Genomic DNA, 22,237 nt, shown 5'->3' on the forward strand with positions numbered 1-22,237 from the left:
TAAATATTATTCAGAATTCATGACTTTTGACTCTTGTCCAAACATTACAATTCAGCTAATATATACAGTGTTTAGTTATGAAGTCATAGGATAATAGAGGGGGGCAAGCAAAAGATCTGTAAGTGATGTCCGGTCCGTCGGAATACTGAGCAAACAACTTTACGAGGGGGAAGTGTATGTTAAAACGTATTTCTATTTTACTCATTATCTTTTTCATGGCTTTTAGTCATGTTGCTTTTGCGGCCGGTGACCTGGCGCCAAAGCAAAACCTGCAGAAAAAAGACCTCACTCCAAACAAAATGGAGCCTACAACAGACCCGGATGAAGAGGTACGGGTTATTGTAGAAGTTAACGACGAAGCACCGATCCAAACAGCAACAAATCAAGGGGTTAAGTTTGGTGACTTAAGCGTACCAGAAAAGAAACAGCTTATTCAGGAAGCAAAAGAAAAGAAAGATGCTGTTAAAGAAGAAATGAAGGGGAAAAATGTAAATGCAAGGTACCTTCAGGAGTTTGAAGCTGTGGTTAATGGATTCAGTGCAGAAATAAAACATAAAGACATTGAATCCATCAAAGAGATTTCAGAAGTAAAAGAAGTATATATTGCCAATGAATATGAGCGCCAGGTTATCCAGCCGCAAATGGTGACGAGTAAAGAGCTTGTAGAAGCACAGCAGGCATGGCGTGATTATGATTTTAAAGGAGAGGGCATGGTTGTTGGTGTCATCGATACCGGTGTAGATCACAATCACCGCGATATGGTACTCTCCGATGAGACGTCAGCAAAAATTGATGAAGACTTTGTAAATGATACGATCGATAACGAAGATCTTCCAGGCCGTTATTACACGGAAAAAGTTCCATACGGCTATAACTATATGGATGAAAACCATGAATACACCGATGATTTCCCTGGCGGTTCAGCCCATGGCATGCACGTAGCCGGAACGGTTGGTGCGAACGGGGATGAAGAAAACGGTGGTATTCTTGGAATTGCGCCGGAAGCACAAATCCTTAATTTAAAAGTTTTTGGGAATGATCCTGCATTTCAATCCACATATGGTGACATCTACATAAAAGCAATAGATGATGCCATTAAATTGAATGCAGACGTATTAAATATGAGCCTTGGTTCACCGGCCGGGTTTGTTGATGAGAACTCACCTGAACAGGAAGCAGTTGCCCGTGCAGTGGATAACGGTGTTTTAATGGCTATTTCTGCCGGTAACTCAGATATGTTGGGAAGTGGCTTTTTCTACCCATATGCATCCAATCCGGATTATGGTGTAGTTGGATCACCGGGGGTTTCCTATGAATCTCTGCAAGTAGCTTCCTTTGAAAATGAATTTATGACAGTGGATGCACTGGAATACAATGTGGATGGGGAAAGCGGCTCGGCAGGATTCTTATCTGCAAGTGACACGAACCCACCGACAGATGGAAGTTCATTTGATGTAATTGAAGCAGGCCTTGGGACACCGGAAGATTATGAAGGACAGGACGCGGAAGGAAAGTATGCCCTTGTCCAGCGTGGAGAAATTGATTTCATCGCCAAAGCAATGAATGCACAAAATGCAGGTGCTGCCGGAGTCATCGTATACAACAATGAGGACGGCATGGTTAATATGGCATCTGATCCGGAAATTGTTATTCCGCAGCTGTTCATGTCCAAAAATGACGGAGACTACTTAGCGGAAGCCGTGCAGAATGGTGAGAATGTAACGCTGACATTCCACGGGGAAACAACTACCGTAGATAATGCCGAAGCCGGGCAAATGAGTGCCTTTACTTCATGGGGATTAACGCCTGACTTGGATTTCAAACCAGAAATCACAGCACCGGGTGGGCAAATTTATTCCACGTTAAACAATAATGAGTATGGTGTGAAAAGCGGTACATCTATGGCTGCACCGCATGTAGCAGGTGGAGCTTCACTCGTTCTGGAACGTATAGATCAAGAATTTGGCTATGAAGATGCCGATCGTATAAATCTTACAAATAACATCATGATGAATACGACCAAGGTAGTAGATTTTGAAGGAGAGGCAGTTTCACCTCGCCGCCAGGGAGCCGGTTTAATGCAGTTGCATGCAGCATTATCCACCCCTGTTGTTGTTACAGAATCAAACACAAATGAAGCAAAAGTTGCGTTGAAAGAAGTAACAGAAAACCAGATTTCTTTTGAGTTAACAGCAGAAAACTATACAGATGATGCAGTAAGTTATGATGTAGATGCAAGTCTGTTAACGGACTCACCAGTAAATGCAGATCCATTTCTCGTAGTAGCACCAAATCTATTCCCGGCATTGGATCTTGAAGGGATGGGTGCTGAAGTGCTCGTAAATGGTTCAGCTGAAACTTCTGTCGAGGTACCTGCAGGCGGCACGGCTGACATTGAGGTATCTATTGATGTAAGCGCCGTTGATGCAGCGCTCGTAGACATGTACTTTGAAAATGGCTACTGGCTGGATGGTAATGTAACTTTAACTGATCCATCTGACATGAATCCTGACCTGTCTGTGCCATTTACCGGGTTTAAGGGAAATTGGGACCAGGCACCAATCTTTGATACAGCAGATGACATGTCTTATTATGAAATGACCGGTATCGCAACACCGCTTGACGAAGATGGAAACTATGGTTTCTTTGATGAAGATGCCATATTCTCTCCATATACTGAAGAAATGAACGAAGTATTACTGGTCGTATCCTTCTTGCGTAATGCTAAAGAAGCGAATTTTAATGTACTGGATGAAGATGGAAACGTAGTCGAAACCCTTACAGAAGAAAGCTTTGTACGAAAAAATTACTATGACAGCGGATCGGCCTTACATTATTCTCTAGATCCAGCCCGTACATGGGATGGAACGATTAATGGCCAAACTGCCCCGGATGGGCAATATTACCTGCAGGCTGAAGCGGTTATTGATTTTGAAGGAGCTTCATGGGATTCTATTGAACTGCCAATCTATCTTGACACCACCCCGCCTGAAATCAATTCTGACATTCGACGCGGCCAAAGAGAAGTCGATCTGGCTGTAGCTGATGAATCAGGAATTGCAAGCTGGGAAGTATATATTGACAATGAAGACCCGATTGTTTTAACTGATGAAACTGAACTGGAACTTACCGGCATCCACCCAAGCCAGGTAGTGAGAGTGGTGGCAACGGATATCGCCGGCAATGTGTCTGAAGAGGTTGTACTTGGACCTCAGGGCAACGGACCACCGGATCATGCTGGACCACCGGCTCACGCAGGCCCTCCTGGACATGCCGGACCTCCTGGCAACAATGGACCAGGTAATGGCGGACCACCTTGGAGCAACTAAAACGATAAAACATGAAATTAAATGATGTACAGAAGGACGAGAAGAAAGTCTCGTCCTTCTAATTTTTTTGTTATGAAATCATACACTTTTCCTTCGCTTTTGAACCGCCCAATACGTAATGAAACCAATGATACCAAGCAGCAAGATGATCGGAATATTTCCGACAAAGAAAACAAACACTCCTGAGAAAGCGGAGATCAGCAAATTAATGCTCTTCATAAACTGTTCCTGCGTCTTTTCCCAAGTGTTTAAATCGTTTTCCCCTACACCGGATATCGTGATATCGCGTTCCTCCATATGTATGGTCACGGTTGCCAGATCAGTTTTATCCTGCAAATAATTCATCCTGCCGGTGATCTCTTCTATTTCTTCCTGGACCTTCGCCAGATCATCAGAAATAGCCAGAAGATCTTCTGTTTCTTCCGCCTGTTCCATAAAGGAAAGCAGCCGCTCCTCTACCACTTCTTTGGAGGCCAATCGCGACTCCAGATCAACATACTCTTCTGTTACATCCTGCCCGGAAACGGAGCTTTCCAGCACCGTGTCGCTTCCTTCCTCCACTATTTCAATAAAGGCATCAAAATGCTCCTGGGGAATACGGGCAGTGATATACCCGCTTGTTGAACTGTTCTCTGTTCCTTCATACATGCTGGATTCCACAACATAGCCACCATAATCATAAATACTTGACTGCAGGTTCCTGAGAGATGACTGGTAATCCCGTATTTCCACCCGCATATCAGCGGTATAAATTATCTTTCTGTCTGCTTGACCTGATTCTGTATTGTCAGGCATATCGGCACGTTCATTGGCATCCGCCGCCTCTTGATCCTGCTCAGCTATTTCCGCTTCCTCCGTACTTTCCGTAAACCCTCCGTCTTGAACACTCCTTTCATAACCCTCTGTGGAAATATCAGCAGCATCATCTGTCCCCTGCTCCTGATCTTCATCGTTGCAGGCTGCCAACAGCAAACTGATACCAAAAACAAGCACCAGAATCATTATGAATTTTTTCAAATTGACCACCCCATTCTTCTCTTTGTAATACAGTCGAAATTTACTGAAAAAAGTTACGCATAAACTAAATAAAACCCTGTATTTCTTCTCTCTCTATTACGGCGAAACTATATCCCGTATGGTAGAATAAGAACTAACTGAAAAATCAGCCAGCAACAGGTGAACCGGGAGGAGTTTTCATGAGAACAGAAAAAGAAATGATGGACCTGATCATCGATACCGCAAAAGCTGATCACCGGATCAGGGCAGCATACATGAACGGATCAAGAACAAACCCGCACGTCCCAAAAGATATTTTTCAGGACTATGATATAGTGTATGTCGTAACGGAAACCGCATCCTTTATCAGAGATGAGAATTGGGTGAACACATTCGGAGATTTGCTAATGATGCAGGAGCCGGATAGAAATGATAAAGCCACTGGTAAACCAGTGAACATCGATCGTTCTTACGGTTACTTAATGCTATTCACTGATGGAAACCGAATTGATCTTCACATAGAAACAAAAGAAGTCACGAGGGAAAACTATGTAAATGATAAACTGACCATCCCCCTGCTTGATAAGGATCATATCCTACCGCAAATTCCCGCTCCCACGGATATCGATTATCACATTAAAAAGCCTGTATACGCAGCATTTCATAGCTGCTGCAACGATTTCTGGTGGTGCCTGCAAAACGTGGCCAAAGGATTGTGGCGGGATGAATTGCCATATGCAAAGCAAATGTTTGAATATGAAATCAGGTCAAGACTTGATGAAATGGTATCCTGGTGGATTGGAAATGAGCATGATTTTGATGTTTCATCAGGGAAAATGGGCAAGTATTTTAAACGGTATCTGCCCGAATCACATTGGAAAATGTATGTAAAAACCTACGCCAGCCACAATTACGAGTACTTTTGGAAATCTATTTTTATTACATGTGAGTTATTTAGAACCCTGGCAAAGGATCTCGCTGTTCAGTGGGGCTTTACCTATCCTGAAGAAGATGACAGTAACATGACGAAGTACCTTCAACAAGTCAGGCAATTACCACCTGATGCGGTGACAATCTTTTAACCAGACATTCCATCTATTTGTGCTTCCCGCATTATATAATATAAAAGACCGCTTATGAATCAGATTCATAGGCGGCCTTTTCATTTGGATCTGTTGCGGGTCAGTCCCATTCATAAGGCGTTTCCTGGTATACATAGTAATTCAGCCAATTGGAAAACAACAGATGTGTATGGGATCGCCACGTATTCAGCGGGCGTTTTTTTACATCATCATTGGGAAAATAGTGCTGTGGTACGGCAATGTCCACTCCTTTGGCTGTATCCCGCTGATATTCTTCTGCAAGCGTCTCAGCATCATATTCCAAATGGCCAGTCAACATAATATGTTTTTCATCCTTGGACATAATCATAAATACCCCTGCTTCCTCGGATGCCGACAGCACCGTAAGCTCAGGGTGGTTTTCCACTTCCTCCATCGACACCGAAGTATAGCGGGAATGCGGGGCCCGGTACGCTTCATCAAAGCCCCGGACGAGTTTTACCGTCGGATCGGTAACCTGATGATCAAAAACGCCAAAACATTTTTCCGGGAGGGCATACTTATCAATTCCATAATGATAATATAAAGCAGCCTGTGCTCCCCAGCAAATATGCATCACGGAAGTTACATTTTCTTTCGTCCATTCCATAATTTCCGTAAGCTCTTCCCAATAGTCCACTTCTTCAAATGTTAAATGCTCTATCGGTGCTCCGGTGATAATCATTCCGTCAAATCGCCGGTCTTTTATTTGGTCAAACGTCGAATAAAAAGTATCCAGATGTGACTTACTGGCGTTTTTTGATTCATGTGTAGCCATCCGAAGAAACGTCACATTTACCTGCAATGGCGTATTCCCCAGTACGCGCAGCAGCTGAAGTTCTGTTCTTTCTTTTTCCGGCATCAAATTCAGCAGGAGAATATTCAGTGCACGAATATCCTGGGTTCGTGCGCGTTCCTCATCCATGACAAATATTTTTTCCTGTTTCAGTTTTTCTGTTGCCGGCAATGCTTTCGGTATATTAATTGGCAATGTTGCTCTCTCCTTTATCATTGGTCATAAAAACAAAAAACCCCTTTTTGCTTTGATTGCCAAAAGGGAAGCCCGTTTTATCATTCAAAGCAAATGCTTTGTTGGTATTAGCACCTTACTGGACGTAGGTTGCTGTGACATCATTGAGCCAAGTCTCTCAGTCACTCTTAATAACTATTCAATTAGTAACAGTATATATGAAATCTCGCGAAATGGGAAGGGTAAATAAATTGTAATTATTTCTGAATAAAGATATAATTAAATCATCTTCATCATCTCTCTTCTTAAAATTACTTCCAGAAAAACTTCGATTTTTTTCTTTTCTTTTAAAAAACTCGCATTCGTTCGCCTTTTAGTGAATGTGTCAGCGTATCCATGAAAGTTTCAGCTAGCTCGAATCCACTTCTTAGATAAATACTTTCTTCACTTGCAACAATGCATCAGGATTATCGTGTTAAAATTAAATAATCAAGGAGTGATATTATGGCATCCATCATACAAGCAATCGCCTGTCCCCATTGCAACTGCTCTGCGACGGAGGATTTTTACTATAAAATGGGCGAGAAATTCATATGGTGTTTTCGATGTGGCTATTACTATGAAAAGATCCAGGATTATTACGACTCTGATAAAAATAAAATATATTATAAGGAAAATGAATACCAAGGGTATGGCATTTTTCGATTAGAAAAAGAAGATGAAGAATCACAGCAAATTATATTTCATGAGCCATTGAATGAAAAGGAAATCCATAGCTTTACACTGCAGATGCAGGAAGAAGGCGTGCTTCTGGAAAACAGCTATTTTGTTTTATTCGAAAACGGCGAATTTCAGTTTCTCGCCGGCAATCCGCCGGAAGATTTTTATTTGTCATTTGAAGATTATAAACAAAAACAGGAAGAAAACGGTAAAAATATTGTAACCATACTTCCTCTCTAAACGAGGAGAGAGATGATGAAGAAAGCAACTTGAATTTATCTTTTCAATCTGCGGTCAATCAATTATAATAATAGAAAAGGCGGTGAGCTCATGGAGGAACCAACGATGTTAAAACAAATTCTTGGTGCGTTAAAAGATCATTCAGAAAAGATGGATAAACAGTTCGAGCATTTGAATAACAGAATTGATGGTCTGGAATTAAGGATAGATAACCTGGAGTCAAGAATGGACAAACTGGAATCCAGAATGGATAATATGGAATTAAGAATGGAAACAGGCTTTGACCAACTTGGAAAAAAATTTGACGGCATGCGCGTGGAATTAACAGAAACCCGGGAAACGACAGACTTCGTATTAAGTAAAACCGCCCAACACGAGAAGAAACTCCATCAGTTTGAAAACCAGCACTATTAAGCCCCAGTATAATCAGGAACAGACCAAAACAATGCGGATATTTAGGCCTGTTCTTTTTTTATCATATACAGGAGAAACCTGAAGACATGTTGATGTTGAAGCTTTCTCTATATACCATGAAAAGATCGGAAAGCCACTTCCATAGGAATGGAGTCATAATTGGACATTGAAAAAATATAATAAGAAGCAGACAAGTTTCAGCTGGTGAAAAGACAGGGAATGAATAAAAATATACATGATGAAAAGGAGGAAAATCGTTATGCCAAGCGGAACATATCATGAAGAACTCCAATTACCTATTATGAGAGTATGGGATTTCGTTAGCGATATGAATAATTGGGCTCCTTTGGTTCCCGGTTATATTGACCATGAAATTATCAATGATAGAGAGTCCTATTGGGAATTTATGGGGGATATCGGAATTTTAAAACGGAAAATTAAGTTGCAGGTTACCATTACCAAATGGGAAAAACCCTCCAAAGTCACCTTTAATTTAGAAGGCAAAAATGAAAAATTTACAGGAAGCGGCTATTTTGAGGGGATTGCTTTGGACGAAGATAAAACACAAATGACCGGAAACCTGGATATTACAGCAACCGGCATGAAATCTCCAGTTATTAACCCTGTTCTGACGACATTTGTTCCAAAAACAGCTGAAGATCTAACCCAGGCGGTTGCCGAAAAAATCAGGGAAACAGAAAAAGAAAACATGGGATAACATACGCTATCCCATGTTTTTTTTACGCTCCCTGTCTAAACCCAAATAACCTCTTTTGAAACCCATGTTTTTTCCTTTTTTTGATTTCATATAAAGCTTATGCTCTTCCGCTCTTCTTCTCATGTTTCTCATATTGTCTTCAGCTATACTTCTGTAAATATCTTGATTCATCATATATCTAACCTTCCTTGTTTTAGTTTCTATGTATAGTTTACCCTGATTACTGTTTTTTCACTTCGGCACGAAGGTTGATTTTTCATACAAAAAATCCCCTGCTTTATCAGTAGGGGATTTTCCGTCTGAAGGCGGAGAAGGCGAAACAAGGATTTCATTCTTTCTGAAACAAAAAAGGGTAAAGAGATAATCCCCTTTGCCCTGTTTTTGTCAATTACCTTTCTTTATGGAGTGATTAATTTCTGTAATTCCAATGGCTCTATGTATTTCCCGTCCTTATAAGCCCTCATGTTGCCGCCGGAAATCTCGTCAATTAGCAATATTTGATCATTTGCATCCCTGCCGAATTCCAATTTTATGTCATACAACTCCACATCGTTTTCAGCAAGCGTTTCTTTCACAACGTCAGAGATTTTGACCGTAAGCTTTTTTAACGTGTCGTATTCCTCTCCTGTTAAAATATCCAGCATTTGCAATGCATCCTTATTGATCGGTGGATCTCCCCGCTCATCATCCTTTAACGTAACCTCTACAAAGGCATCCAGGGTTTGTCCTTCCTTCGCATATTTCCCGTAACGACGCAGAAAACTTCCAACTGCACGGTACCGACAAATAACTTCAAGCCCTTCCCCGAAAACTTCCGCCGGCTTTACCGTCATTGTGCGCTCCTCTATATCTGCATCGATATAATGGGTGGGAATACCATTTTCTTTCAGCTTCTCAAAAAAGAACTTGGTCATTTTCAGTCCGGCTTTGCCTGCCCCATCCAGGGTGAGGCCAACTGTATTTGCACCCGGATCAAATACCCCGTCCTCTCCGGTGACATCATCCTTGAATTTTAATAAATAATTCCCATTGTCCAACTTGTATACATCTTTTGTTTTTCCGGCATATAGTTGTTTCATGGCCGACTTCCTCACTTTTCATCTGATTTCATGACTGCCCAATACGTTATTCGTCATATATTTTATGTTATCATATAACTAATACTTGACATAGTCTTAATGTAAGAAAAGTATGCTGGGAGGATTACATGATGGATGTGTGGTATGTAAGCTATGGTTCCAACTTATGTGAGAGCCGTTTTTCCTGTTATATTGAAGGCGGCATGCCTGAAGGCTCTGAGAAAGCGGAAAGAGGCTGTATGAACCGGACGCCGCCCAAAAGGACAGAAAAGGCAGAACTCCCCTATTCGCTTTATTTCATGAAGGAAAAAAGCAAATGGGGGCAGGGTGGTGTGGCATTCATTGATCATAAAAAAGAAGATAGAAATACAACGATTGCGAGAAAATACTTGATTACGGAAGATCAATTCAGGGAAGTCGTGGAACAGGAGAATAATGTGGATAACCTGGAACTGCCTGTACCGGATATTATAAAAAAGGGGCACATGGACTTAACGCCCGGCTGGTATGGCAGAGTGCTTTACCTCGGTGAGTCAGAAGGAGCACCGATGTTTACATTTACCAACGCCAAACCCATGGGGGAATATAATTTTACGATCCCTCCATCAACATACTTATCCATGATTTCACGAGGACTGAAGGAAACCGGCATGGAAAAAGATGAAATGGTGGAATACTTTATGGAAAAACCGGGTGTGAAGGGAAAGTTCACATCTGAATCGCTGTATCAATATATTTTCCGGGAACAGCTATCCTTTACTTGAATTTCATTCGCTTTCGCCTAGACCCGGATGGCTTGTTTTTCATTGTAATATGCCGTGCAAAAATAATACCCAGGATGTGATCTCATGCCTACCAACCGCATGCCTATACTCATTCTTGTAATGAGTGCTTTATACTTATTTATCATCCCGGATGAGCCATTTGCATTTAGGCTGTTTTTCAAGCTTATTCCCATGGTGATGATCATTATGTATGCATTTCGCCAAAGTGGCGAAAAAAAATCTGCTGCACAATGGCTGATTATTACCGGGCTATTCTTTTCCATTATTGGGGATGGTACACTGCACTGGTTTATCGTCGGACTGACAGCATTTCTTATTGGACATTTATTTTATACAGCAGGGTTTCTTACCCGCTGGAAGTTTTCCTGGGTTCGTTTTGCGATGATCCTCCCGATTGCCGGATATGCCATTTTTATCGGCAGTGACATGGCTGTTGCGTTGGACACGGGAGGAAACGAAGAGTTACTGATCCCTGTCATGATTTACATTATCGTCATTTCCATTATGGCCTGGGCTGCTGTAATGACAGGAAATGTATGGGCTTCACTTGGCAGTATTCTGTTTGTCATTTCCGATTCGATACTGGCCTGGAATATGTTCGTTTCACCCATAGCAAATTCAGGTGAGCTGGTGATGATCACCTATTATGGCGCACAATTTTTGATTGCCCATAGCCTTGCTACGATACAAGAGAAAAGCAATAGAATCGTTTGGTAAATATAGAGGGGCTGGGACAATAGCATAATATTCAAAGGAAAAGCCGAACTTAAGCGCACATAACCCGCTCCGGCAATATACTACGCTTTCCGCGGGCGGCTGGTGAGCCTCCTCGTGCTGTCGCACTGCGGGGTCTCACCGATGCCTTTTCTCCCGCAGGAGTCTACGTATATTGCCGGAGCTAATGTGGTGCATTGTTCGGCTTTTTTTTATAGACTTTTTTATGTCTCAACCTCTTTATTAATTAATACATAATCCCTTCCCGTGTGTGGGTTTCTGCCAAAAATGCCGGGTCCGGGTCAAAATAATCTTCATTATAATGGAAGTGGAACTCCCCGTCCTGGACATAGCCTGCGCCCCAGGTTGGATCCATTTCCAGCCAATCCCCGTCCACCATCACTTCCACCCAGGCATGCCGTTCTCCTGCATAACCTTCAACATAATGTGCTTCCATGCCAATGGACCTGAATAAAGCCGTGGCCAGGAAGGCATAATCCTGGCAAATACCAACACCTGATTCCAGTGTCGACAGCGCACTGTCGTCTATATTAAAAATATCTGCCTCTGCTTTCTCCACATCATAGGCAACATGCTGGGCAACAAATTGATAGATTGCCCTGGCCTTTTCCCGATCACTTGTCAGACCGTCAGTGATCTCTTCCGCCTTTGCCATAATGCTCGGGTGATCCGATTCAATGCCGCGTGAAGGCAGGAGGCCCCGTTGATCAGGAATATCGGTTACTTCATGCTGGATTCTTGCGACAGCTTCAAAGTAAAACATCGATTGATTTTGTCTCTCATGGTCAGGCACATTGACGATGACCTCATAATCCCCCGGTCCAAATCGGAAGTAAGCCAGCCCGTCAAATTGGTAGTCTTCCACAGGGATCACATACCCCGCTTCCTCCTCTTCCGCATCCAACTTTATCACCGTTACTATAATATGAGTTATTGCCTCTGCCCCGGGCATCCCGGGATCAATTTCCCCTGCGATGCGGTATTCCTGGGTAGTCTGCAGTGCATCTTCACCCCAACCCGGAGCATGCAATGTTACGCCGCGGTCTATGTACTGATTAAATTTATCCATCTCCGCAAAAACTGTATCCCCCTGATGGTCTGCATAAAAGGAAGCTGCTTCATAATATAGACCTTCCAACTCGTCATAACTTTGAACCCTTACAAGGTGAAGACCTTCACCAAAATACAAGGGAACCTCCCCTTGGAACGCACCATCTTCAATTGGGAAAATAATTTGTCTGTCCTCATTCCCTTTTTCCACCTGGACCAACACCATATCTCCAGGGTGATCTTCCGGAACCGACCCTTCGATATAAACGGTCCCCTCGCCCTGCTCATTCCACCCCAATGCAGGGCTGTGCAGGCGCACGTCGTTAACTGCACCATATTCCGTATACTGTACTTCACGTGCAACTGTTTCATCTTCATTTGTCACTTGAAATACTGCCGTTTCATAGTACATGTCTTCCTCATTGGATTGATTGCTTGGGGCCCGGACACTGACTTCATACCCGCCGGCACCCTGATGTAAATTCAGCTCCCGGGAAAAAGCTGCCTCTTCTATTGTTATATAGTAATTGAATTCTTTTTCGGGCAATGCTTCTGATGGTTCCTCCGCCGTAATCACTACCCAAAGATGTTCTCCGGTCAGGTCATTTGCTTCTGTAATGGTACCTTCCAGACTGATCGATGTATTTGCTGTAAAATGATACTGCTCCGGAGATGTAAGGGAAAAACCTATTTCCTCTGCATAAGCAGTCAGCTGTATACTGTCATCTTCCACTTCTCCCTGCGCTTCTTCTGCAGCTGCAGCCTGTTCATTTTCGTCCTGTTTATTTTCATCTGGCTGTTCTTCTTGTTGTGTACACCCGGTGATCACAGTGAAACTGAAAAAAAGCACCAGAAAGCAAAGCATCTTTCTATACCTCATCCAATCCCCCTTTAGCAGTTACCGCATTAAAATTTTCCAATTATTTTCTATTATCATCATACTATGGAGTGTACGTGATGTCACTCGCTTTTTCACTAAAGCTTCTCTTTCTTGTCATAATCGTCCCCTCTCTACATAAAAATGAAATAGGTAAATAACTTTGGGGGTTGTTCGAATGAAAGAAATAGAGAATGCCATTACAGCAGACGACTTGGAAAGGTATTATACACTGAGAAAGCAAAAAGCCGAGATGGAGAAGGAAATAAATGAGTTAAAAAAGAAGATCCATGCACATTTGGATGCACAATTAGGGGAAAAACAAAAAGGTAGCGTAACACTCGGGAGTTATCAGGCCAACCGCCAGATCCGCAGTTCTGTTCAATATAATAGCGTAGAAACCATTGAAAAATTGGAAGAACTGAATTTGAAAGATTTCATTGTAGTGGAGAAAAAACCGGATACCGAAAAGCTGGAAGCAGCTATGAAGATCGGCCTTGTGGAAAAAGAGGAGTTTGAGGAGTGTAAGAACACGAAATTGACACAGGCGATTGTAGTGAAAGAGGTGTAGGGTATAAAAATTGAAAACCAGGATCGTTGAATTCCTGGTTTTTTTAATGTTTCCATTTCCATTGAACCATCCACTTACAGCTAAAACAAAGGCCCCCCTTTATTGGTGAGCCATGTTTTTCATTATTCTATTTATCCAATCCCTAGCGCCAGCTCTGCAGTTGCCTGCACTTAGACGAGCCTTGGTAAATCCCTGCTATTCCTTCGTGTCGGAAGCTTCCATGACCCCTTCAGTATTAATACTAATCTGAACTCCATGGTTCAGCATTATTTCCAGCGGATGTGTCTCTGCCTTTCTTTTCGAAAACCTCCACTTCCATTCCGGAGGGGCTAGCAGAATAAAAGTATCTTCTCTTCCAAGGAAATTCACTGTGTCAGGGTCAGTTTCCGCCTTGTTCCAAAGGGGAACACCCAGATCCTGCAGCTCTTCTCCAACCTCGTATACATGCGGGGTTATAATGCCTACTTCGCTTATGTTAATAAACGCTTCCTTCGTCAAAGGACCAAAAAGATCCCGGTTTCTTCGGCCGATCATTTCCACCAGATTGCCGGCAGGATCATGAAAATAAAAGGAGTCTGCGCCAAGACTTTCATAATACACGTCCAAAACCCCATCACTTCGAATCAACGGTACTTTATCCCTGATCCACTGCTTTAAGAGAATAAACTGATTTCCCGGAATATTGATGGCGAAATGATAAAAGGAAGGTGCATCCGTTTGCCGGAACTTGAGATCAGTTTCTCCCACTTTCACCGTAAATTGATTGCTATCAGATTCGATGACGTCCAACCCCAGCACATTTGCATAGAAACGCTGCATGGGTTTCAATTTATCCGTATAAAATAATACCGATTTAAACATGACTTCCACCCCAAATCGCATGATTTAGCTAATACCCTTTTCTATCATTATATCACTTAACTTGCTGTGTATTTAGTTATTTTTCAACGCATTCATTATTCTTTTACAAGACATCGCTCATTTTTGGGGGTGAAGCGAAAAACAGCTTTTTCTAACAAACTATCTTTCTAAAAGGAGCTGATATACATCGGGGATTCCTTCAATCACATCTGTTGCCATAAGGTCATAGTAAGTGTGCTTGTTTTCCGTTTGCACATCTGCAGCCTTCCCGTGGATATAGCAGGCATTGCACAGCGCCTCAAAGATGGACTGGTTTTGCAGGATCATGGCCAGCACGATTCCAGTTAGTACATCACCGCTTCCACCTTTGGCCAATCCCTGATTCCCCGTGTCATTTACGGCCTGCTCCCCGGAAGGCGCGCTGATTATCGTGTATTTTCCTTTTAAAATAACATATACCCCATATGTTTTTGCAAAATGGGCGGCATAGTAAAAAGGCTGCTGCAATAATTCCTGTACGGTAATATCCAGAAGTACGGCCATTTCTTTAGGGTGCGGGGTGATTACCGTTGGGCTTGTTCTCTCTTTTAAAAGGGAGAGATGGCTTTTTACATGAAACAGTCCATCGGCATCGATAATCAGTGGGCCGTCTGTGCTTTTCAGGACTCCCGCTATTACTTCACCCGTTTCTTCTTTCCTTCCCATTCCAATCCCGATGGCAACCGCATCAAAATCGTTAAGTGGAACCGTGGACTCATTTGTTATATATCCATCTTCTTCAGCAAGCGGCAGACACATGACTTCCGGACAGTGGGCATGAATGGCGGGGAAGGCTGATTTCACCGTGGCTGCCGTTATTAAACCCGCCCCCGATTTTAGTGCTGCTTTGGAGGTCATTGTTATGGCACCCGGCATCATAGCACTTCCGCCCACGACCAGGCCCCGCCCATGATTTCCTTTATGGGAAAAGACTTTCCTTTCCGGCAATGACGCCTTGACATCCCTTTTTCTCCAATGTTTGCGATTTGTAAATTTGCGCATGACAAAGGGGGGGAAACCAATAGATACAACATGCCTCTCGCCATAAAAAGGTGCGGTATGCTGCAGGAAAGCACTTAGTTTAGGCGCACCAATGACAAAAGTTACATCTGCTTTTACAGCAGTAAATTCCTTAATCCCTTCTCCTGCAGGCAAGCCACTTGGGATATCAATCGAAAACACTTTCGCTTCAGCTTCATTAATTACCTTAACCATGCCATTTAGCGGCTTCCGCAAATCTCCTTTAACGCCTATTCCTAAAAGGGCATCAATCACAACGTCCGTTTCACGGAGCACACTTTCCAGTTCCGTTTGTGAAAGAACAAATTCTACCTCTCCCCCGAAATTCAACCAGACATCTTTATGATAGCGGGCATCTCCTGTAATCTTTTCATCCGGAACAGCCTGTACCACTTTTACGTTGTATGCTGATTCCATCAATGTCCTCGCAATGACAAATCCGTCTCCACCGTTATTGCCCGGACCGATGACTACCATGATACGATCGTTAATTTGTATCATTGGCTTCAATTTTTCAGCTGCAGCCCTGCCGGCATTTTCCATTAGTATTTTCCCTTCAAGGCCGATCTTCTCCATCGTGCAATGATCAATATCGTACATTTCCTTTGCGGTGACAACGAACATATTGTTACCTCCTGGCATCTTAAGATACGTACAAACATCCGTTTTCCAATTATTTGCCTGCTCACTTAAACTCGGCTTTCAGCAGAAATGCAATATCACTGTCCTCCAACTCATCTAAGTGTTCATCCACATCCTCGTAAAAATAATCAGGAAGGGAACTCATACCCCCTTCATCACTGGAGTACAGTATGCTTGCCAATACCATTTCCCCCTCAGCGGGATCATTTTCATTTGGATTGCTTCCCCATACACTGGATAAGTTTTCATCCGGAAGCGCCGTCTCATTGCGTGACACACTAACAGCATTGTTACTACTGATACCGCTTTGTAACATAAGTTGATCCCCGGAACCTTTCATCCCGGAAACTGCGAAGATAATGGTTCCCTTCTCCTGTATTTCCGTGGAAAAATAAATCAGTTTATTATCAATCAATTCCCCTGATTCATACCTTTCAACCAAGACAGTAAGTTCATCGAATTCCTCGCCTGTATGAAAATCAAACACAAAGGATTGTTCTGCTGTTGTAGAAAGTATAGCTTCTTCCCTGCCTGTTAAATCAGCCTCAAAAACCTCACTTGATTCCGTAGTGTTACCTTGACAGGCATACAGTAAAAACAGAATGAAGATTGATATTGATAATATAAGTACTTTTCGCATATTCGCCCCCTGTTGTAGTTCGATGTAGTTTAGCCCTGAAAAACCACTTAAATAATTTACATCAACTTTACTTATTAATAATATTGCATCATATTGCTAATTATTTTACCTAACGGACATTATAGGTGGATTCGGATTCAATTAATGGAGCATTCCACTTCTCCGGATAAGCATTAATTTCCTGTTCATCGGTCTCTTCATGGCAGGCATTTAATGTACCTTCGCCATGTATTTATTTCCCTGCTATCATATCCAGCCACTTTATATCCGCCTCCAAATGAAGCAGAGCACCTTCCACGAGCATTTTCATCGTTTCATTTTCGGATCGATTCATTTCCTTTTTTAATTGCGTCAAGTGCAGTACGTCTTTTACCATTGTTTGTTTTTGCATCTGAATCATATGCGTTTTATCCTCGTAATCTATATGGCTTGCACAGAGGTATTTGAAATAAAATTCATCCTTTAGTAAAGAACGGCTTACTGGCTGCTTCAGCCAGGACCATAATTCTTCTTTCCCCCGATCGGTAATGGTGTATAATTTTCGATCTTTCTTATCATGACCGGGAGACGTAACGAGTTCATCTCTTTCCAGCCGGTCAAGTGTTGTATACACTTGACCGGCATTCAATGGCCACATACTTTCGACAAGATCATCAAAACCGGTTTTCAGCTCATAACCATGTCTTGGTTTTTCATATATTAACGCAAGCAGTGAATGTTTTACAGACATAATGATCCCCGCTTAATCATAAGATATCGCATCCTTTACCTTCACACGTGAGGCTGCGGCACCTGGCAGCCATGAAGCAGCAAGACTAAATAAGATACCGCTGGAAATAGCCAGTACCAGGCTGATCCACGGGACAGAAAAACTTAATAAACCCTGTGCCATTTCCGATTGTGAATTCAGGTAGATGACCAAAATTCCATACGCCGTTCCGACAATGACACCCGTAAGTCCAATAATTAGTCCCTCTGCCAAAATCATACGTTTGATTTGACCTTTTGTAAATCCAATTGCCCGCATTACGCCAAGTTCCTTTGTCCTCTCGATTGTATTCATCAACAGCGTGTTGCTGATTCCGATTGCTGATAAAGCAATTACGAGCAGCAGAAGGCCCTGCATCAGTTCATTCATCCCTTCCAGGGTTCCTACAGATGCTTCTACATTTTGTGAAGCTGTGGAAATACTGGAGATCTCGTCGCCGTAGTTTTCCCATAAAAAGTCGTGAACATAGGGCAAACTACTCTCATCATCCAGCGAGATAGCCAAATGAGACTGTTCCGGCCAGTTGAGGGACGAGGTTAATACAGCATCTTCCACAAATGCCACATATCCTGTATATTGGGAAGTTTGCACAGTACCTTTCACATGAAAGTCAGTCGCACCTGCAGGGGTGTTCAATCTAATCACTTCACCTATTTCTCCACCCCATTCTTTCAGTGCCCGTTCTCCGAGGTATAAGTCTGGTAATGCAGGGGATTCCCCGGTCTCTTCTGTTACATGGAAAATTTGCTGCTCATGGGCATGGCCGGTGAAACTCATTATCGAAAACTCTCTGGCTTCTCCACCTTTTGTTTTCCATATAATTGAAGGGATATCAGCAAAACGATGAACATTCACCGCTCCTTCTAACGTTTTTAAATTCTCCATATCTTCATCCTGCCAGGAGGTTTCTTTTTCCACAATCATATCTCCGCCAAATGTGCTTCGTATATCGTCTGCCATTCCATCCGGCAAAGACTCCAGTGCCGCGCTCATAAACAATGCCAGACTAACACCTATTGCCAGCATCGCGGAGGTGTTCCCATTCCGGTTCTTAAATTGTTTTACAGATTGCAGCGCCTGTTCTCCGGGGTATTGAAAAAGGAGCTTACATAATGGACTGATCAGCTTTTGAAGACCACTCATAAATAAAGGATAAAGCAGTACCAGACCAAGAAACAGGAATAAGAATGCGATGACATCATCAATCAGACCAATTCCTGTAAAAATAACACCTAACACGGTGCGTAAAACATTGCTTTTCCCACTGCGCTGTTTCACTGCCGATGGATTGGATATTGCTTCCAGCACTGGCGTTTTACCAGCTTGATAGACGGGAAAAGCAGCTGCTGCAAAAGGAAATAAGAGACCGATAACAGCGGCAGTAATAAGTGGAGACAGGATTTCCAGTTCATAGGTAATATTTTGTGTTGCAATGGCACCCATCAACAATTCCTGAAAGTACCCGCCAAATAAAACACCCAGGGGAATTGCGATTGCTGTACCGATCATAGCAAGAAGTCCTATCTCCTGCAGCACAAGACGGTATACTCCTCCATTGGTATAGCCTAAACTCTTCATCACGGCGAATTCTTTTTTACGCTCCATGATGCTTGTGTAAATCATATTGAATGCAATAAACCCACTGATAAATATGGATAGTATCGCTATAATGTCAAAAGTCCAATACAGCCCTTCCAAATCGTTATTTTGTCTGTCATCACTAACAACCTGCTGCACGAAAAGATCGGTTGATGAAAGCTTTTCCTGATAAGCAGTAAAGATTTCATCATGTTGTCCCTCCGTTGTTTCAAAACGATAGCTGGAAATCTGCTCCTCCAATCCGCTCCATTGTTGCAGTGCATCAAGCGGCACCATCACCCGGGAATGTACATAACTTGCCTCTTCCAGGGTTTGCGGGCTGCTGAGCATGGATCCTTCATGGACAATGGCCGTCACTTCCATCGTTCCCATATCAGAAAAGGTAATGTCATCCCCCAATTCTTTATCCCAAAGATTTGCGGCATTTTCCGTTATAATCAGCCCTTCTTTTGTAACATCCCCTTCTTTTACCGGCAGTTCAAATAAACCATTATCAAAGCTGGATACGCCTGAAAACCTAACTGATGTTTGTGCTTTTGACAGTCCGTCGATTTCTACAAATCCCTGCTTTAACAAGATGCCGATTCCTTTATTAAATTCCGCTCTTTCCTGTAACCAATTCAGCCTATCCTCTTCAAAGGTATGATTATTGCTTTCAATCCAGTAATCCGCGCTTCCCGCATATAATTTTTCATAGTAGTCCAATGTTTCGGATGTTGTTTCTTTAGCAATTAACATTCCCGTCATAACGACAATACCAATAATAATAGCAGCCAGCGTCAGGAAAAATCGTTTTTTATTACTGGTGACATTACGCCATGAAACGAGCAAGGAATGCCGCATAGTCCTCATCCTCTCTTCGCACCTCTGTTTCAACAAGGCCATCTTTAAACAGCAGAATTCTATCTGCATAACCTGCAGCAAACAGATCATGGGTTACCATCACCACTGTTTGCCCTTGTTCTTGATGAAGACTCGAAATAATATCCAAAATATCGCTGGAACGCTCTCTGTCCAGGTTTCCTGTAGGTTCATCAGCAAGCAGGATGGCCGGTTGGTGAATAAGTGCCCTGGCAATGGCTACACGCTGTTGCTGCCCTCCGCTCAATTCATGCGGAAACCGACGTTCATAGCCCTCCAAATCAACAGCCTTCAACAGTTTCTCTACTTCTTTCTCATCCACTTTCTTCCCATCTGCATGAAGTGGAAAAGCAATATTTTCAAACACGGTCAATGTTGGCAACAGCTGGTAATTTTGAAAAATAAACCCGACCTTTTGTCGCCTGATGATCGTCCGCTGCTTTTCATTTTTCTTCTGCAGCGCTGTACCTTCCAGTTTCACTTCACCGGATGTAGGGACATCCAGCCCACCAAGCAATTGCAGAAGTGTACTCTTTCCGGAACCGCTTGGTCCCATAATTGCCACAAACTCTCCCTCTTTAATGGAAAGGTCAACCCCTTTTAAAATGGAAGAGACCTCTTTTCCAATGGTAAAATCCTTCGTTACGTTTTCTGCCTGAATCATAAAACTCATCCTTTCTGTTTTGATGGAGAAATGGTATAAGACCATGAATAAATAAAATCAATAATAAAAACTATTGCCCAGACCATGGAGATTCCGTAAATAGTGTCGTTGGCATATGGTGTTTGTGCTGCATTCTCTGCCCCAATCCATGAAAGGTCCGTCATATAAGAGATCATCTGATCCACACCACTGGTTCCATAGATCCAAAAAATAAATTGAGCAACACTGAATACCGTTAGATGTGCCATGGAGGACCAGCGATATTTCTTTGCCACATAGTCGGGATCCTTTTGCCTGGCCATAATATCTTTATCTTTATCCGACAGCAGTTCAACACCGCGCCAGCCCCCGATTTTCTTCCGCATCCATCGATCCAGCTTCATAAAGTCAAAAATTCCAAATGTGCATGCATAGATCACAAAAATGGTGATGATAATCAGGAAATTGGAAATCTCCCCCGTTTCCTGAAAAATTAATAGTCCGAATACCGCTTCAAGGATTAACAGCATTAGAAAAAAAACAAGGAACAACAGACTGAGCCTGCGTTTTCCAAAGAAGTATCTAATTACACCGAAGAGAATTAATGCAGCAAGCGACAACACTTCAGCCGTAATAAAAATCTCCCACTGGTATTGAATGAGTTCATCCATCATTTAATCTTAAACCTCCGCCATATATACTCAGTATCTATTTACTGAGTATATAGATACTGAGTATATAAGTCAATATAAGATTAAAAAAAATCTGCTGCACCCAGTTACCTGGTTACAGCAGATTCTATCTATGATTCATCTGTGTCAATAAAAATCGTGAGAACTTTGGCGCCCTTGTTATCGACAGGGACAAACAAGTGAGTCTTTTTCCCGTCAAAATAAGCAGTGTCACCCTTTTCCATCTGATGTTTTTCATTATCATAAAGCAGTTCTATTGCGCCATCCAAAATATATATAAACTCATCCTGGGAGTGGGTGTATGGCTCCTGCCTGAGATTTGCATCTTTCGGTGTAACATGGACAATTGTCGGTTCAATGCTGGAAAATTTCGTTCTGTTTGCCAGCAGTTCAAAGGAGTATCCCATGTTTTCATCGCCGACTTTTAACTGCCTTTCCGACTTTGGAAGCAGCATCAGATCTGTTTCCGGATGATTATCGAGCACCCAGGAGAGGGAAACTCCCAGTGCATCACTGATTTTGGATAATGTTGCCACTGCAGATGCCGTTTGTCCATTTTCTATTTTCGACAGCAGACTTTTCGATATACCACATTCATCTGCAATTTGCTGTTGAGTTTTTTTATTTCCCAGCCGGGCCTGCTTAATTTTTTTGCCTATATTATGTAAATCCAGCGGGACTCTCCCCTTTCTGACCGAAATGATTAGAAGTCATTATATCACAGAAAAGCGGAATTGCAGAGGAAAAGGATGTTAATAGCAATCTATTGTTATGTAAATATGAGATATTCTTGAATTGAACAGAATGGCAGGAATCACAGAAGAAAATCGCATGAAGATGTTGTTTAGTGTCGTTCTAAAGGAACATAGCTTGATAATGGTATGGAA

The 22,237-nt window shown here is 42.4% G+C and carries 21 protein-coding genes and 1 riboswitch; of the genes, 8 read left to right on the forward strand and 13 right to left on the reverse strand.

Annotated elements, in window-relative coordinates; all coding sequences use genetic code 11:
- Positions 1–176 precede the first annotated feature (176 nt).
- Complete coding sequence (locus ACZ42C_RS13020; protein ID WP_461182072.1) at positions 177–3,329, forward strand: S8 family serine peptidase; 3,153 nt, start codon at positions 177–179, stop codon at positions 3,327–3,329.
- Between the two features lie 78 nt (positions 3,330–3,407).
- Here the strand turns inward: ACZ42C_RS13020 and ACZ42C_RS13025 are convergent, their stop codons facing one another.
- Positions 3,408–4,346 (reverse strand): DUF4349 domain-containing protein, encoded by a 939-nt coding sequence (locus tag ACZ42C_RS13025; protein ID WP_461182071.1) that lies wholly within the window; start codon positions 4,344–4,346, stop codon positions 3,408–3,410.
- 179 nt (positions 4,347–4,525) lie between these two features.
- Here ACZ42C_RS13025 and ACZ42C_RS13030 point away from each other — a divergent pair, with 179 nt between their 5' ends.
- Positions 4,526–5,407, forward strand: coding sequence for an aminoglycoside 6-adenylyltransferase (locus tag ACZ42C_RS13030; RefSeq protein WP_461182070.1), 882 nt, complete (start codon positions 4,526–4,528; stop codon positions 5,405–5,407).
- A 100-nt stretch (positions 5,408–5,507) separates the two neighbouring features.
- Here the strand turns inward: ACZ42C_RS13030 and metA are convergent, their stop codons facing one another.
- The gene (gene metA, locus ACZ42C_RS13035; protein ID WP_461182069.1) at positions 5,508–6,416 is read right to left on the reverse strand and encodes a homoserine O-acetyltransferase MetA; all 909 of its coding nucleotides are present in this window, start codon (positions 6,414–6,416) and stop codon (positions 5,508–5,510) included.
- 74 nt (positions 6,417–6,490) lie between these two features.
- Positions 6,491–6,593: riboswitch (SAM riboswitch) on the reverse strand.
- A 306-nt stretch (positions 6,594–6,899) separates the two neighbouring features.
- Here metA and ACZ42C_RS13040 point away from each other — a divergent pair.
- From ACZ42C_RS13040 to ACZ42C_RS13050, 3 genes are all read left to right on the forward strand, one after another.
- On the forward strand, positions 6,900–7,355 hold the full coding sequence (locus tag ACZ42C_RS13040) for a hypothetical protein (protein WP_461182068.1): 456 nt from the start codon (positions 6,900–6,902) through the stop codon (positions 7,353–7,355).
- Between the two features lie 105 nt (positions 7,356–7,460).
- On the forward strand, positions 7,461–7,769 hold the full coding sequence (locus ACZ42C_RS13045) for a hypothetical protein (RefSeq protein WP_461182067.1): 309 nt from the start codon (positions 7,461–7,463) through the stop codon (positions 7,767–7,769).
- A 259-nt stretch (positions 7,770–8,028) separates the two neighbouring features.
- Entirely contained in the window at positions 8,029–8,487 is a 459-nt protein-coding gene (locus ACZ42C_RS13050) for a CoxG family protein (RefSeq protein ID WP_461182066.1), read from the forward strand.
- 6 nt (positions 8,488–8,493) lie between these two features.
- Here the strand turns inward: ACZ42C_RS13050 and ACZ42C_RS13055 are convergent, their stop codons facing one another.
- A complete protein-coding gene (locus ACZ42C_RS13055) occupies positions 8,494–8,661 on the reverse strand; it encodes a hypothetical protein (RefSeq protein WP_461182065.1) in 168 nt (55 codons plus the stop codon).
- A 224-nt stretch (positions 8,662–8,885) separates the two neighbouring features.
- Complete coding sequence (locus ACZ42C_RS13060) at positions 8,886–9,566, reverse strand: phosphoribosylaminoimidazolesuccinocarboxamide synthase (protein ID WP_461182064.1); 681 nt, start codon at positions 9,564–9,566, stop codon at positions 8,886–8,888.
- Between the two features lie 128 nt (positions 9,567–9,694).
- Between ACZ42C_RS13060 and ACZ42C_RS13065 the strand changes: the two genes are divergently transcribed.
- Together ACZ42C_RS13065 and ACZ42C_RS13070 are read left to right on the forward strand one after the other, a co-directional pair.
- Positions 9,695–10,330, forward strand: coding sequence for a hypothetical protein (locus ACZ42C_RS13065; protein WP_464891272.1), 636 nt, complete (start codon positions 9,695–9,697; stop codon positions 10,328–10,330).
- A gap of 84 nt (positions 10,331–10,414) precedes the next feature.
- On the forward strand, positions 10,415–11,068 hold the full coding sequence (locus ACZ42C_RS13070) for a lysoplasmalogenase (RefSeq protein WP_461182062.1): 654 nt from the start codon (positions 10,415–10,417) through the stop codon (positions 11,066–11,068).
- Between the two features lie 244 nt (positions 11,069–11,312).
- Here the strand turns inward: ACZ42C_RS13070 and ACZ42C_RS13075 are convergent, their stop codons facing one another.
- Positions 11,313–13,016: a transglutaminase domain-containing protein gene (locus tag ACZ42C_RS13075; protein WP_461182061.1), complete on the reverse strand. Its 1,704-nt coding sequence runs from the start codon at positions 13,014–13,016 to the stop codon at positions 11,313–11,315.
- A gap of 175 nt (positions 13,017–13,191) precedes the next feature.
- Between ACZ42C_RS13075 and ACZ42C_RS13080 the strand changes: the two genes are divergently transcribed.
- Positions 13,192–13,584, forward strand: a complete 393-nt coding sequence (locus ACZ42C_RS13080; protein ID WP_461182060.1) for a hypothetical protein — start codon at positions 13,192–13,194, stop codon at positions 13,582–13,584.
- Positions 13,585–13,779: 195 nt separating this feature from the next.
- On the opposite strand, the gene ACZ42C_RS13085 is transcribed toward ACZ42C_RS13080, so the two are convergent.
- From ACZ42C_RS13085 to ACZ42C_RS13120, 8 genes are all read right to left on the reverse strand, one after another.
- The gene (locus tag ACZ42C_RS13085; protein WP_461182059.1) at positions 13,780–14,445 is read right to left on the reverse strand and encodes a hypothetical protein; all 666 of its coding nucleotides are present in this window, start codon (positions 14,443–14,445) and stop codon (positions 13,780–13,782) included.
- 159 nt (positions 14,446–14,604) lie between these two features.
- The gene (locus ACZ42C_RS13090) at positions 14,605–16,128 is read right to left on the reverse strand and encodes an NAD(P)H-hydrate dehydratase (RefSeq protein WP_461182058.1); all 1,524 of its coding nucleotides are present in this window, start codon (positions 16,126–16,128) and stop codon (positions 14,605–14,607) included.
- A gap of 61 nt (positions 16,129–16,189) precedes the next feature.
- The gene (locus tag ACZ42C_RS13095; RefSeq protein ID WP_461182057.1) at positions 16,190–16,786 is read right to left on the reverse strand and encodes a hypothetical protein; all 597 of its coding nucleotides are present in this window, start codon (positions 16,784–16,786) and stop codon (positions 16,190–16,192) included.
- 232 nt (positions 16,787–17,018) lie between these two features.
- Positions 17,019–17,516 carry a PadR family transcriptional regulator gene (locus ACZ42C_RS13100; protein ID WP_461182056.1) on the reverse strand — a complete coding sequence of 166 codons (498 nt, stop codon included), beginning with the start codon at positions 17,514–17,516 and terminating at the stop codon, positions 17,019–17,021.
- A 12-nt stretch (positions 17,517–17,528) separates the two neighbouring features.
- Positions 17,529–19,997 (reverse strand): ABC transporter permease, encoded by a 2,469-nt coding sequence (locus ACZ42C_RS13105; RefSeq protein WP_461182055.1) that lies wholly within the window; start codon positions 19,995–19,997, stop codon positions 17,529–17,531.
- Positions 19,966–20,679: an ABC transporter ATP-binding protein gene (locus ACZ42C_RS13110; RefSeq protein ID WP_461182054.1), complete on the reverse strand. Its 714-nt coding sequence runs from the start codon at positions 20,677–20,679 to the stop codon at positions 19,966–19,968. The genes ACZ42C_RS13105 and ACZ42C_RS13110 overlap by 32 nt, the downstream gene beginning before the upstream one ends.
- A gap of 5 nt (positions 20,680–20,684) precedes the next feature.
- Complete coding sequence (locus ACZ42C_RS13115; RefSeq protein ID WP_461182053.1) at positions 20,685–21,332, reverse strand: hypothetical protein; 648 nt, start codon at positions 21,330–21,332, stop codon at positions 20,685–20,687.
- Positions 21,333–21,460: 128 nt separating this feature from the next.
- Positions 21,461–22,054, reverse strand: coding sequence for a helix-turn-helix domain-containing protein (locus tag ACZ42C_RS13120; RefSeq protein ID WP_464891365.1), 594 nt, complete (start codon positions 22,052–22,054; stop codon positions 21,461–21,463).
- Positions 22,055–22,237: the final 183 nt, after the last annotated feature.

The sequence above is a fragment of the Virgibacillus kimchii genome (assembly GCF_055379185.1).

Excerpts from the sequence above, each read along its gene's own strand:
- ACZ42C_RS13075 (WP_461182061.1), bottom strand. The coding sequence starts at position 13,016 with ATGAGGTATAGAAAGATGCTTTGCTTTCTGGTGCTTTTTTTCAGTTTC.
- ACZ42C_RS13110 (WP_461182054.1), bottom strand. The coding sequence starts at position 20,679 with ATGATTCAGGCAGAAAACGTAACGAAGGATTTTACCATTGGAAAAGAG.
- ACZ42C_RS13060 (WP_461182064.1), bottom strand. The coding sequence starts at position 9,566 with ATGAAACAACTATATGCCGGAAAAACAAAAGATGTATACAAGTTGGAC.
- ACZ42C_RS13115 (WP_461182053.1), bottom strand. The coding sequence starts at position 21,332 with ATGATGGATGAACTCATTCAATACCAGTGGGAGATTTTTATTACGGCT.
- ACZ42C_RS13090 (WP_461182058.1), bottom strand. The coding sequence starts at position 16,128 with ATGTTCGTTGTCACCGCAAAGGAAATGTACGATATTGATCATTGCACG.
- ACZ42C_RS13095 (WP_461182057.1), bottom strand. The coding sequence starts at position 16,786 with ATGCGAAAAGTACTTATATTATCAATATCAATCTTCATTCTGTTTTTA.
- ACZ42C_RS13070 (WP_461182062.1), top strand. The coding sequence starts at position 10,415 with ATGCCTACCAACCGCATGCCTATACTCATTCTTGTAATGAGTGCTTTA.
- ACZ42C_RS13055 (WP_461182065.1), bottom strand. The coding sequence starts at position 8,661 with ATGATGAATCAAGATATTTACAGAAGTATAGCTGAAGACAATATGAGA.
- ACZ42C_RS13020 (WP_461182072.1), top strand. The coding sequence starts at position 177 with ATGTTAAAACGTATTTCTATTTTACTCATTATCTTTTTCATGGCTTTT.
- ACZ42C_RS13050 (WP_461182066.1), top strand. The coding sequence starts at position 8,029 with ATGCCAAGCGGAACATATCATGAAGAACTCCAATTACCTATTATGAGA.
- ACZ42C_RS13065 (WP_464891272.1), top strand. The coding sequence starts at position 9,695 with ATGATGGATGTGTGGTATGTAAGCTATGGTTCCAACTTATGTGAGAGC.
- ACZ42C_RS13100 (WP_461182056.1), bottom strand. The coding sequence starts at position 17,516 with ATGTCTGTAAAACATTCACTGCTTGCGTTAATATATGAAAAACCAAGA.
- ACZ42C_RS13085 (WP_461182059.1), bottom strand. The coding sequence starts at position 14,445 with ATGTTTAAATCGGTATTATTTTATACGGATAAATTGAAACCCATGCAG.
- ACZ42C_RS13080 (WP_461182060.1), top strand. The coding sequence starts at position 13,192 with ATGAAAGAAATAGAGAATGCCATTACAGCAGACGACTTGGAAAGGTAT.
- ACZ42C_RS13045 (WP_461182067.1), top strand. The coding sequence starts at position 7,461 with ATGTTAAAACAAATTCTTGGTGCGTTAAAAGATCATTCAGAAAAGATG.
- ACZ42C_RS13040 (WP_461182068.1), top strand. The coding sequence starts at position 6,900 with ATGGCATCCATCATACAAGCAATCGCCTGTCCCCATTGCAACTGCTCT.
- ACZ42C_RS13030 (WP_461182070.1), top strand. The coding sequence starts at position 4,526 with ATGAGAACAGAAAAAGAAATGATGGACCTGATCATCGATACCGCAAAA.
- ACZ42C_RS13105 (WP_461182055.1), bottom strand. The coding sequence starts at position 19,997 with ATGCGGCATTCCTTGCTCGTTTCATGGCGTAATGTCACCAGTAATAAA.